11 protein-coding genes are annotated in these 10671 nt (G+C 42.9%); all 11 read right to left on the bottom strand.

What is annotated here, in order from left to right; all coding sequences use genetic code 11:
• Positions 1 to 787 (bottom strand): helix-turn-helix transcriptional regulator (locus tag ACWNM1_RS29240; RefSeq protein WP_449603736.1); only part of this gene is annotated, 787 nt, incomplete at its 3' end.
• Positions 788 to 905: 118 nt separating this feature from the next.
• On the bottom strand, positions 906 to 1769 hold the full coding sequence (sigJ, locus tag ACWNM1_RS29235; RefSeq protein WP_449603735.1) for an RNA polymerase sigma factor SigJ: 864 nt from the start codon (positions 1767 to 1769) through the stop codon (positions 906 to 908).
• Positions 1770 to 1808: 39 nt separating this feature from the next.
• The gene (locus tag ACWNM1_RS29230) at positions 1809 to 2993 is read right to left on the bottom strand and encodes an NAD(P)/FAD-dependent oxidoreductase (RefSeq protein ID WP_449603734.1); all 1185 of its coding nucleotides are present in this window, start codon (positions 2991 to 2993) and stop codon (positions 1809 to 1811) included.
• 531 nt (positions 2994 to 3524) lie between these two features.
• A complete protein-coding gene (locus tag ACWNM1_RS29225; protein ID WP_449603733.1) occupies positions 3525 to 4289 on the bottom strand; it encodes a VOC family protein in 765 nt (254 codons plus the stop codon).
• A gap of 2 nt (positions 4290 to 4291) precedes the next feature.
• The gene (gene proC, locus ACWNM1_RS29220; protein ID WP_449603732.1) at positions 4292 to 5098 is read right to left on the bottom strand and encodes a pyrroline-5-carboxylate reductase; all 807 of its coding nucleotides are present in this window, start codon (positions 5096 to 5098) and stop codon (positions 4292 to 4294) included.
• A gap of 18 nt (positions 5099 to 5116) precedes the next feature.
• Positions 5117 to 5944: a MetQ/NlpA family ABC transporter substrate-binding protein gene (locus ACWNM1_RS29215; protein ID WP_449603731.1), complete on the bottom strand. Its 828-nt coding sequence runs from the start codon at positions 5942 to 5944 to the stop codon at positions 5117 to 5119.
• 11 nt (positions 5945 to 5955) lie between these two features.
• Positions 5956 to 6975, bottom strand: a complete 1020-nt coding sequence (locus ACWNM1_RS29210; protein ID WP_449603730.1) for a uroporphyrinogen decarboxylase family protein — start codon at positions 6973 to 6975, stop codon at positions 5956 to 5958.
• 31 nt (positions 6976 to 7006) lie between these two features.
• Positions 7007 to 7666 carry a methionine ABC transporter permease gene (locus ACWNM1_RS29205; protein ID WP_449603729.1) on the bottom strand — a complete coding sequence of 220 codons (660 nt, stop codon included), beginning with the start codon at positions 7664 to 7666 and terminating at the stop codon, positions 7007 to 7009.
• Complete coding sequence (locus ACWNM1_RS29200) at positions 7641 to 8684, bottom strand: methionine ABC transporter ATP-binding protein (RefSeq protein ID WP_449603728.1); 1044 nt, start codon at positions 8682 to 8684, stop codon at positions 7641 to 7643. The genes ACWNM1_RS29205 and ACWNM1_RS29200 overlap by 26 nt, the downstream gene beginning before the upstream one ends.
• Before the next feature lie 46 nt (positions 8685 to 8730).
• Positions 8731 to 9891, bottom strand: a complete 1161-nt coding sequence (locus ACWNM1_RS29195; RefSeq protein WP_449603727.1) for an amidohydrolase — start codon at positions 9889 to 9891, stop codon at positions 8731 to 8733.
• A gap of 20 nt (positions 9892 to 9911) precedes the next feature.
• Positions 9912 to 10583 (bottom strand): GntR family transcriptional regulator, encoded by a 672-nt coding sequence (locus tag ACWNM1_RS29190; protein ID WP_449603726.1) that lies wholly within the window; start codon positions 10581 to 10583, stop codon positions 9912 to 9914.
• Positions 10584 to 10671: the final 88 nt, after the last annotated feature.

Here is a 10671-nt window from a genome sequence, read left to right as displayed (position 1 = left end):
AATGATGCTCCAAAAACCAATGTATGCATAAATCATCCAACGCCTCTGCCCTGCCACCAATAATTAAAGAAATTAATTCGGATTTACCTACTACATCTGGCAACAGATTTTTCATAAAAAAAGTACGCGCTGAAAAATCATTTGGACGCCTAAATGAGAATGGCGTGCGTACGATGTTCAGAATTCGTTCTACCCGAAAGTTGCGGATCTCATTACGCAGGTGGCAAAATGCAATTGTGTACCACTTATTGTTCCAATTAACCATACCATAGGGGTCTATCACCCTATTTTGGGACTGCTCTTCATGACTATTACGATAAGAAATTTCTACAGACCATTCATTTGCTACAGCGTGCTCCAATTCCTGCAATACCAGCTGAACTGCGGGGTATCCCCTGCGGTTTATTACTTCAAATCCGGCTAAATGATGGCTTAGTATACTTTCCTGCTCCTGATTCGAATACATTTTCAACTTGGATGTTGCATTCTCTAATGCCTCACTCAAAGGATATCCGGCTTCTTTTGCAAATAGGGCAGCATGAAGCAGTGTCTTTTTTTCATCCATACTAAATAGTAGAGGAGATTTGATAAAATTGTGCAGCAAGCTATACCCGCCATTGTGCCCTGTGTCGGATATGATAGGGACGCCACTGGTACATAGTGCATCAATATACCGATAAACTGTTCTTATATTTATCTCTAACTTTTCCGATATTTGCTTTGCAGTCAATTTCTCTCCCGAATTCAACATCCATAGAATTGTTAGCATATTATCATTTTTTGGCATAACATAACCCTCACCTTTGATTACCACTATACTTAACTTCTAACAAGCACTTTAAGTGATTTGTTTGCTAAACCACTGTATTCCGTTATTCTAACGGCGATTTTTTCAAATCCTCTTTTCATTTCAATAGATGCCTCAGCTTATCTGGGTTCCTAACAAAGTATAAGTTGCGAATCAAATTTCTCTCGACATGCATTAGCGCAACAGTTACGATGCCATCTCCTGAACGGACAACGAGTCCTGTTTGGTCATTTATATCCCTCATTTCTACATGCATGCCTCCTTCGTAATGAGGAGCCTTACGAGTTAAGCCGAGAAGGAAACGGGCGACGAGATCGCGCGATTCAATAGGATGGACGGCGGCGAAGGCTTTACCCCCTCCATCTGAGACCAACACGACATCTTTGGCGAGCATGGATACAACCCTATCCACGTTACCCTGTTCGAGAGCCGCTAGGAGTCGACGGACCCACTCTTCGCTTGCAGCTTCGGGATTGACTGGTTCATCGGGAGTAATCCCCATCTTTCCTCTCGCACGGCTGATCAGCTTACGGCAATTTGCTTCGCTTTTGCCAACGAGCTCAGCAATATTAGCATATTCAAAACCGAGCGCCTCACGAAGCACGAACACTGCCCGTTCCGTAAGGGACAGCCTTTCAAGCAATACGAGCATAGCATAAGACAGCAGCTCGCCTTGAACAACCGATTCAAACGATTCATCAGTCGGAGTAAGAAGGGGCTCAGGAAGCCATTGCCCGAAATACTGTTCCCGCCGCTTACGCGCCGAATTGAATAAATCCCGACAGCGATTAGTTACCATTTTGCACAAATATGCTTTAGGTTCAACCAATCGATCCAGCTTTACATCATACAACTTCAGGAATACGTCCTGCACAGCGTCCTCCGCATCGGAGACCGATCCAGTCAGTTGGTAGGCAAGCGTAAATAGCAGCCCTTTATAATGCTCATATAACTCTTGCATCTTAAAATTCCACCCTTTTCCACTAACCCTCTGTTTACATTATTTTAACAGACTTGCCGAATCCCATGTGAATTTCCTTATTCGCCAACCCAGCTTTCCTGTAAAAATAATATCTAACCCCCATTGATGTGTCCATACCATTCCCTGCTCCGGACCTAAGGAAAAGCAAAAAAAGTCAATAAATTCCTTATGCATGGGTGCCGGACGCCCTGCAATATCCGCCGATAAAATCTTTCCAAGCCTTGCTGCTTGGGCGGTCGCTTCCTTACACGTCTTCCCGTCCACCTGTCCGCTAGCAGGGTCTACGATTCGCGCGCAGTCGCCGATACTGTATACACCCTGGGCCCCTTGAACCCGATAACTTGCATCTACGATCACGTATCCTTCCGGAGTGATCGGTAACCCGATGCTTTGCAGCATTGGGTTGGGTAACAGCCCCAGCGTCCAGACACATAGGCCAGCGGACATCGTCTCGCCGTTAGATAAGGCTAGCACTCCCTCTTTCTCCTGTAATACCCTACTTCCATGTAAGGTAGTTACTCCGCAAGCGTCAAGTGAACGTTCCAGTTTAAGCCCTACTTTTGCCGGGCCTTCTGGGAAAAGTCTCTTATTCGCGTTAAATAAATTTATCCTTACAGCATTCGGGTCAAGTCCCAATGATACCGCATCATCACGAAAAAAATAAGCTAGTTCGGCAGATGTCTCGATGCCGCTTATGCCCGCTCCAACAACGGCAATGGTCATTAATCTCTGACGTTCTTTCGAGCTTTTTTCCTTTACAGCTTTCTTTATATTCGCGCGCCATGCCTCTCGGATCTTCCACGCAGCGTCTAAACTCGCTAATGCCATACCTCCTTGATCAGGGTCGGGTTGCCGCACGACGCTGCCCACCGCCAAAACGAGGAAGTCATATTTCATCGAATTCTTATTTCCTACAGCATCCTGACAAAGTAGCCTTCTTTCCCCTGATTCGATTTTCGTTACAGTAGCCTGAACGAATTCAACCCCCTCGGGAAATAACCTAGTCAGAGGGATAGTAATCTCTTCATCTCCGACCGCCGGCTTAAAAAGCAATACTTTGCGAAAGTGATAAGGGTTCTTATCGATTAAAATAAGTCGGAGTGTTCGTTTACTTGCTTGCCCCTTAAATTTTTTCCGAATCGCTTTAACTGCATTAATACCTGCATATCCTCCGCCAATAACGATGCATGTCAATTCTTTCATTGCTACCACTCCTTATTACGTTTGCATATAAAACGAGATAAGGAGTCGTTTTGTGACAACAACGATATTTCGATGACATCCCCCTAAAACCCAATCCCATCAATTCCCCATTGATTTCACAATGAACTCACGCACAAAATCCAAAGGTTTAATGGTATTATCAAGCGTGCTTGTAAAGACGATTACAGTCTGTAAACTCGGAATAACAATTATAAATTACCCGTTTCGTCCCATCGCAAAAAACATTTTGTTATTCAAAGTCATATCAACAGAAGGGATACATCCTTCTTCAATTGCAATCCCAATCAAAATGGATACTATACTTTTGGTACATGAATTAATCCGTTGAAGGTTATCTCTTAACTGCATACTCGAGGTTTTCAATCACCACAGGTACGTATGAATAACCCTAAACTTTCAAGCAAGGCACATAGCTATTCAGGATAAATCAACGGATAGCAAAAAGACTTGCACGAGGTATCGAAACCTTCAAGCAAGTCTTTTGTCTTAAATTATAAAGATACTAATTCCTTATACAAAAACATACTCCCCGTCACCGATCTGAACCGTCTTCCCTTTCAGTGCTAACGAATCTGTCTCAAAAATCACCTGCTTAAACTGGTTCTCATCCCCTTGCACGAAAGCAAACGACTTATCGTCAATCTTAAGGCTGAAGCTATCGTCCTCTGACTCTATTACAGGCAGTCCGAATATCGATCCCCAATGTTTAGCGGTAGCTGCAGGATCGGAGACATGGAATACTGCGCGCACGATTTCAACATGTCCAGCAGGATGAGGGTGGATAACTCCAGACGAAGTTAATCTTTCTAACCTCTCTGCATCAGTTCCGCTCCATTGAATGATGAATGGATAGACCAGTCCTTGAAAGTCGCCCCCGATAGTCATCATTCGCCACTCGATTAATCTGCCCTCGTTATCTAGACGCTTCCCATCGATGATTGGAGATAGTGATAAACCCGCTGCCTTAAGGGAACTCGCTACTTCTTCAATATCATCTGTCCGGATAACTACTCTGCTTAAGACTTCATGCTCCGGCAGAAGTTTTACCGCGTCTTTCACCACTAGATTATGTTCAGTTGCCTTTGCGAGCTCAAGATTCTCAATGCCCAGAAATTCGAGATAGGTTAGCCCGAAATAACTTAATGCGTTATAGGTTCCCCAATCTTTATGAGAACCTCCCTTAAAAGCAACCAAACCATGATCTCCAAAGATTTCAACCGGTTTAGCCAGATCATTGACGTAGTGTACTAAATGATCCCATTTCACCGTTGCCATGATTACTTCACTCCCAGCTCAGTAGTACGCTTCACAGCTGCCAGAACACTTCTTTGCAGGCCTGCTGCAAAATCACTATTATTTAATTCGTACAAGCCATGCATCCCAACTCCGCCAGGTGAATTATTGATATCAAGCAGTTGTCTTGGATGCAGCCCTGTCTGCTGCAGCATAGCTACCGATCCCATCATATTCTCCAGTGCAACATTCCAGGCTTGCTCACGCGGCAATCCGGCAAGCACACCTGCATCTACAAAAGACTCAATGAAATAATAAATATAGTTGGGGCCAGCCACACCAAATCCAGTGAAAATATCCATTAATGTTTCATCCAGATATTGCACTTTACCAAATCCGAGTAAGAAATGCTCCACTTGATCACGGCTAGCGTAAGCGTTTAATGCTATACCGCTATATCCGTAGCCTGTATCCGTCAAAGTATTTGGAATAACACGGATAATGGACCTCTCAGCTCCAAAATAACCAGCTAATTGGACATTCGTCACACCTGCCACAATCGATACGATGACTGCGGTAGGTGAAGCGAATTGTTGTACGATTTGTCCAAGTTTAGTCAAATCATCCTGTGGTCGCACCGCAACCACAATCAAATCTGCAGTAGATAGGCTATGCTCCTGTGAGCTCTTCGTATCTATTCCGTATTTGGTATTCAAAAACTGAAGGCGAGCTTCATTGATGTCAGATACACTAATTTGATCTACCGACAGGGTGTTGTTGGATATACATGCGCGAATGATCGCTTCCGCCATCTGTCCTCCACCAATAAAATGAATCTTTTCTTGTGTCACTTGCGTTCACTTCCTTACTTAATTGTTATCCCATGCTTCAGGCAGAATGAAACCATCATATTTCTCTATTCCACGAATATATTCTTCGAACTCTTTAGATTCATAAGCGGCTTTCAAGTCCTTGGCCCACTGTGTATTTTCATCCTTTTTATTAACCGATACGATAATTCTGTGTTCCATAGGCGTATTTTCGATTTTCAAGGCATCCGTAATCCTTCTGTCTGAATTAGCAATATAATTCCCGTTTACAACGCCGTAATCAACATCTTGCAGTGAAACTAGGATTTGAGCAGGGTCTAATATTTTAATATCAATGTTATATTTATCAGGTTCCATGCTGTTGATGTTAAAATCAGCTACGCCTGCGCCATCTTTAATCTTGATCCATCCCAATTCTTCCAGGATACGAAGTGCACGCTCTTGGTTAACTGGATCATTCGGAACAGCTACGGTTGTACCATCTTTAACATCGTCAAGTGTAGTATGATTTACGGAATAAAGACCTTGTGGTGCACCAGGCGCATAAGCAATCCCTACCATGTCAGCTTTGATTTCTTTGTTGATTGCCTCCATGTATGCTGTGCTTTGGAAGATACTTGCGTCAATGGAGCCTTCCTTCATCGCCGGATTGACCTGCATATTTTGCGAAAAGGACTTAATTTCAACGCTATAGCCTTGTTTCTCTAGGATCGGAAGGATCGATTGGCGGAATTGCTCCTCATAGGTTCCCACACCAAATCCAATCGTAAGCTTCTTCTTATCTCCAGAATTATCGGATTGACTATTCCCGCAAGCCGTCAATACCGCTAGAACCCCTATCATCAACACTACTATCAACTTTTTCATAACTTCATCTCCTATTCAAATATAGATTGTTTTAGTTGTGCTAACGCCTCATTCGTCACATTAAGTGGAATAGCGCAATTTGGAGAAAGAATAAAAGGCTGGTCTTTCATTAATGTCAGTGCTTCTTTAGCCTGCTGCTTAATTTGTGCAATATCGTTTACAGCGAACAACCCATGATCGATGCCACCTACTTTAGTAGCTTTAAGAGCCGCCTCTAAACCGGGGTTCCCCTCGGCTACAGTATCCCAGCTGATCCCATCAATTCGATAATCATTAAATTTCTCAGGCTGGGCATAAGCCCCACAAGTATGAAGAATGTTTTTGCCGTAGCTTGCAGCTTCTAAGACAATAGAGTCATAAGGTCTGGAGAACTCGTCAAACATAGCTTCATCAAATAATCCTGGGTGAGCGGTGCCTGTCACAGCGTAGAACAAACCGTCAGAACCTACTTGCTGCAGCTCTTGTACATAATCCGCTAAGGTTAACGAAATCGCATGTAACGCATGGTGCGCTGCCGCACGATGCTCCTTAAATAACGACTCCAAAGTTACCGGATGCTCAATGCCAAACACTGTTTTTGTAACATAAGCAGAACGTCCTACAATAAATAGTAATACAGTCAATGGTGAGAACACCGTTTGGATTAGTGGGGTATCGGGTAGTCCTTGACGAATTTTTCTAACCCCCTCTAAGTGTTCTGCCAAGGACGCTGTATGCACCGCTTTTTTAACTTCGATATCCCATAGATTAACCGCTGATGGAATTGCTGTTGTTTGCTGCCTTGGAAATACAGTCTGATAGTCCGTAAAATCATATTGATTGCCCCAAGCTTCCGCCAAATAAGTTGCTCTAGGATTGATCTTGACCCAGTCCCAATCATATTGTTTCGTAAAAGAAATCGTAGTTTGCGATAAATCATCTGCCGTTTGTTCTTTGTCGATAAAATGCCGCCAACCACTTACAATTGGGCGATCTGCCTTTTCTCCGGATAATATCGCTTTAAATCGATCTTGCTTGCTCCATTCACTCATCTGCCAAACTCCCTCCTGGAATATGTAATGACTAATAACGGCGAATTTTTCTTGCTAGCGTGTTGCCTAAAGATTGAATGCCTTGCACTAAAATAATGAGAATAACAACAGTAGCTACCACGACAACCGTATCAAAACGTTGATATCCATATACAATCGCCAAGTCGCCGACACCGCCGCCCCCTACCGTTCCAGCCATTGCAGTTGCACCGATCAACCCGATCGTTGCCGTTGTCAAAGACAGAATTAATGATCCAACCGCCTCTGGCAACAAAAAGTACCAAATCACTTGAAATGGCGTAGCCCCCATCGCTTCAGCAGCTTCGAGAATTCCCGGGTTCACTTCAAGCAAGGAGTTCTCTACTAAACGGCCAATATAAGGTGCGATGTAGATAATTAAAGGTACGATCGCTGCGCTTGTCCCAATCGAAGTATGAACAATCAAACGTGTGAAAGGTACAATCGCTACCAGTAAAATAATAAAAGGCAGAGAGCGTATAATGTTGATGATCGGATTTAGTATGGCGTAAAGCGCTTTGTTCTCCAAAACCCCAGCAGGACGTGTGATTACAAGCAATATCCCAAAGGGTATCCCTATCAAAGAGCCAACAAACAAGGAGACGCCAACCATCTGAATCGTTTCAATAATCGCCTGTAGAAATTGATCACCTGTTAATGTGGTCGAAAACATTAGATTCTACCTCCTCTACACCGACTCCATGACGTTTTAAGAAAGATAACGCATTGTTAATCTCAGCTGTATCTCCACTGCATTGAATAATTACTGTACCCAGTGTCGTTTCCTGAATCTCGGTCGTGTTCGCAAATAAAATATTGACCTTCATATCGAAGGATCGAATCATCTCGAACAGGATAGGCTCAGAGGCGCTTTCTCCAACAAAATTAAGTTTATAAATGACACTTCCGGGTTCTGTTTTGATGGATCTTTGGACGCTTGGCGTAATGCTGTTCTGAATAACCGTCTTCACAAAATTTTGTGTGGTCTTATGCTTGGGACTACCGAATACATCTAGAACGCTTCCTTGCTCAATAATTTGGCCCTCTTCCATCACCGCCACCTTGTTGCAAATCTCTTGAATGACAGACATTTCATGTGTAATGATCATCACAGTAATGTTGTACTCTGCATTGATTTTTTTTAATAGCTGTAAAATAGAATGTGTTGTCTGTGGATCTAAGGCAGAAGTCGCTTCATCACATAATAGGATGGATGGATTCGAGGCAAGCGCTCTGGCAATCCCGACCCGCTGCTTCTGTCCACCTGACAATTCACTAGGGTAACTCCCTGCTTTGTCACTTAATCCAACAAACTCTAGCAACTCTTGTACACGCTGGCGGATTTCATTCTTATTCTTTTTTAAGAGAACTAGAGGAATCGCTACATTATCAAATACTTTTTTAGATTCTAATAGATTAAAATGTTGAAAAATCATACCTATATTCTTCTTAGCCGTCCGTAACTCTTTATCGTTATAGGTTCCTAAATCACGCCCTGCAACGAAGACCTGTCCTTCAGTAGGTCTTTCCAAATAATTGACTAAACGAATTAATGTACTTTTCCCCGCACCACTATAGCCGATAACGCCAAAGATATCGCCTTTATCGACCTTTAAATCGATCCCTTTAAGAGCATCAATCGTGATTCCTTTCCGAGTGAACGTTTTGGAAACCTGTTTTAGTTCAATCATATACATTCCTCTCAATCATCTTTAGGATTTAGGTCTAGGAGATTAATTAAGCTTTGACTTGTAGCTTCACCAGCGCTTGTTCTGCCAATAAAGCGAAGTACTTCGCAGCGGGTAAGATCGCAGCTTCATCCACATCGAACTGAGGGTGATGTAAAGCATAGGCTGGGCCTGATCCTATATTTACAAAAGCACCCGGGATCTGTTGTAAATAGAATGAGAAATCTTCTCCTCCCATTTGCGGAGGGATATCATGTACTATATATCCAGCATCTGAAGCGACCTCTTTGGTAAAGTCAGCCCATTCGCCATGATTAATCGTTGCTGGTGGTCCTGGATACCAATGTAGCTTAGCCTCTGCTCCAGCAGCTGCAGCAACCCCTTCAATAATTCGAGTCATTTGGACTGGAATTTGGCGACGGATCTCTTCATTGTAAGTTCGCACCGTACCTTCTAATTCCACTTTTTCCGGCAGGACATTCCATGTGAAGCCCCCATTAATTCTGGTGACACTTAACACCACCGGTTCTGTAGTACTGTTTTGGCGGCTTACGATGGTTTGTAGCGAGGTAATGATCTGAGCCGCAGTGACAATGGAATCCACACCTTTTTCAGGATAAGCAGCATGAGCGCCGACACCTTTTATCGTAATTTCAAACCGATCAACACCTGCTGTTAAAGCTCCTGTTCTTGTTCCAAAAGCTCCTGTAGGGAGGTCTGGTGAATTATGTAGACCAAATATAGCATCTACACCCTTTAGTCCTCCTGATGCTAAGACGCTCTCCGCCCCATGCCCTGTTTCTTCTGCTGGTTGGAACAATACTCTAACCTTGCCAGGCAATTCACTTTCACGTGCCTTTAACAATAAGGCAGCGCCAAGAATCGTAGCCGTGTGAAAATCGTGTCCACAAGCATGCATTTTCCCAGGAATCTCAGAAGCAAAAGGTAATCCGGTCTGTTCCTCTATTGGAAGTGCATCAATATCACAGCGAATAGCTACAACAGGTCCATTACCTTGTCCGATCTCTGCGATAAGTCCGGTTTGTAAAGAAAGGTCTAGAATATGAATATTGGCATGGGTTAGCCATTCCCGTAATTTCTCTGTGGTCTTAAACTCTTCATAAGCTAATTCAGGCTCTCTATGTAGGTTTCTACGAACATCAATTAATTGATTCGCTAATGCTTGATCAACCTCATTAAGTATATTCATAGTAAAGTGCTCCCCTTTCTTTATGCTTCCAACTTTTCTTCTATGCCTTTAATCCGGTCAAGTGCAGTAGCTAGACTGCTTAAAATATGATCTCGCATTGATTTTTCAGCGCCATCTTCATTGTGGTCAGCGATCATTTGCAAGATAAGATCATGTTCTTCATCGGCCTGTGTATTCCAATCTCCATGCATGGAGACGAATCGACAATAGCGAAGGGAATGATCTCTTAATTGATTCAGAACTTTCTCGAATGTTTTTAGTTCACTGATTTCTGATAAATAATCATGAAACTCAAATCCATAGGTTACAAAATTCTGATTGTCGCCAAGTTGGAAGGAGTGTTTCATTTTTGTAATCATCGTCGTTAAATTAACAATATCGTTCTCTGTAGCATGCTTAGCTGCATTTCTTGCGATATAGCCTTCAAGCATGCTGCGAATTTGGAATATTTCTTCAACCTCTTTGAGTGTCACAGAAGCCACCCGAAGTCTTCCATTTGGCTGTCGAATGAGAAAATCCTCATTCTCCAATCTCTGTATCGCCTCTCTTAGTGGAGTACGACTAACCCCTAGTAACGCCGCCAAATTTTCTTCATGTACAGGTTGATTCGGCTCTAATTCACTATCAATAATTTTTTGTTTTAATGCATCATAGGTATTATCCTTTGACAACCTCCGTGATCGTATCGCCATATTTATGTAGCTCCTCATCGATAATCTGTCGGGCAAGAGCCTCAACAATATATTTGTATAATTGTATACAATTATTAGTTTTGAATGG

Source organism: Paenibacillus sp. Marseille-Q9583, from assembly GCF_976954365.1.
This window is presented reverse-complemented; position numbering and strand designations above follow the sequence as displayed.